Origin of the sequence: Streptosporangium sp. NPDC001681 (genome assembly GCF_040298085.1) — a bacterium.
Lineage (GTDB): Bacteria > Actinomycetota > Actinomycetes > Streptosporangiales > Streptosporangiaceae > Streptosporangium.
Window position 1 is genome coordinate 1 of record NZ_JBEOZN010000307.1, and the last position, 1,916, is coordinate 1,916.

At 66.8% G+C, this 1,916-nt stretch carries 2 protein-coding genes; both read right to left on the minus strand.

Going from position 1 to position 1,916, the window contains the following annotated elements:
* On the minus strand, window positions 1–185 hold a 185-nt coding region (locus ABT130_RS47505; RefSeq protein ID WP_350966489.1), incomplete at its 3' end, for an RICIN domain-containing protein.
* Window positions 186–286: 101 nt separating this feature from the next.
* Window positions 287–1,916, minus strand: a 1,630-nt coding sequence (locus ABT130_RS47510) for a family 43 glycosylhydrolase (RefSeq protein ID WP_350966488.1), incomplete at its 5' end; no start/stop codon positions are given.

Consider the following 1,916-nt stretch of genomic DNA (forward strand, 5'->3'; position numbering starts at 1 on the left):
TCGACGAACTGCCACTGCTGCTGGTTGCCGTTGTTGCGGGTCCACTGGGTGATGCGGGCGCCGTCGTTGGTGGCCAGGTTGTAGACGTCCAGGGCCTTGCCGCTGTTGCGGTTGACCAGGACGTACCAGGCGCCGGTGTCGACCGTCGCCGCGTTCGCGGATTGGACGGCCACGAAGAGGCTCATCAGCAATGTGGCCGCCGCCGCGATGACGGCCAGGGGTCTTGTTCTCATGATGTACTCCGATTTCATCCGATGCGGAGCGATTGGGTGGGTTGGGGCGGTTCTTATGGGGTTGTGAGGTCGAAGCGGCGTACGGTCACCGCGCCGCCGAGGGACTGGGTGGCGTAGTTGAAGATCCCGAAGCGGTAGCCCATGAAGAACTGCCAGGCGTTGTTCAAGGTGAAGGCCGGTCCGAACGAGGTGAAGTTGGTCCCGTCGGTGCTGTAGGAGAACCGCGCCTGGCGGCCCGAGCCGGGCTGGATGTCGGCATTGACGCGCAGCCAGATCCGGCCGCCGGAGATGTTGGCACTCGCGGCCTCGGTGCCGGTTCCGGTGGTCTGCCAACTGCTGTTCATGGTCAGGCCGTTGGTCATCACGACGCGGGTCGTCCCGCTGTCGCGCTTGAGGCCGATCCAGGCCGACTGGTCGCGGAGCATGGCCAGCCCGGCGCGATCGCCGTTGGCCATCTGCGAGTGGTCGAGCTCGATCGTCGCCGTCGACGACGGGCCCTGGATGCGGTGGGTCAGGGTGTTGCGGGCGTTGTACAGGTCGCCTGTGACGGTCGCGGTCTGCAGCCGCAGCCCGTTGCCCGCCGACCACTTGGTGTTGTCGGGGTTGTGGTTCCACTCCCACCGGTGGCCGAGTGTGCTCGACGTGAACGTGTCCGAGCCGATCATCGACCGCACGGTCTTCGAGGTCTGGATGTTCGGCCGCGGGTACGTGCTGCTCCAGCCGCCGTTGACCGTCTGGACGGTCGGCCAGCCGTCGCTGGTCCAGGTGATCGGCGCCAGCGCCGGTACCCGGCCGCCGGGATAGGCGTCGACGAACGACATGTAGTACCAGGCGCCGTTCTGGGTCTGCACGAGGCCGCCCTGGTGGGGCACGCCGCCGCCGGAGATCGGGCCCGGCATGTTCAGCAGGACCTGGCGCATCTCGTACGGGCCGAACGGGCTGGTGGAGCGCAGGACGTACTGGCCGTTCGCGGGCCGGGTCAGCCAGATGTAGTAGTAGCCGTTCCGCTTGTAGAAGCGGGCGCCCTCCAGGGTGCCGACGCTGGAGGGGGTCTGGAACACCTGCTGGGCGCGCACCTGGCTGAGCCCGTCGGCCGAGAGCTGGGCGACGCTGATCGTGCCGTTGCCGTAGGCGACGTACATCGTGTCGTTGTCGTCGACGAGCAGGCCGGCGTCGTAGTAGCAGTTGTTGATCTGGGAGCGCTTGGTCCAGGTGTCGTCCACCGCCGAGGCGGTGTAGACGTAGGTGCGGTTGAACTCGACGCAGCCCATCCAGTAGTACGTGCTGTTGCTCGGCCGGTAGTTGAGGGTCGATGCCCAGATGCCCTTCACGTACGCCCGGCCGCCGTTGAGGTCGTAGGCGTTCGAGTTGAAGTCGAGCCGGGGGACCGAGTGGCCGGCGTACTCCCAGTCGACCAAGTTGTAGGAGCGCAGGATCGGCGCGCCCGGAGAGTAGTGCATCGTCGAGGCCGAGTAGTAGTAGGCGTCGCCGACTCGGATGATGTCGCCGTCGGCGAAGTCCTGCCACACGACCGGATTGGTGTAGTTGCCCCCCGTGGTCGGCGTTGGCGTGGGGGTCGGGTTCGGTTCGCTGCCGACCTGGACGAGTTGCCACTGCTGGTTGTTGCCGCCCCAGTCGTCGTACTGGACGATGTTGGCGCCGTCGGCGGTGGAGGCGCCCTGT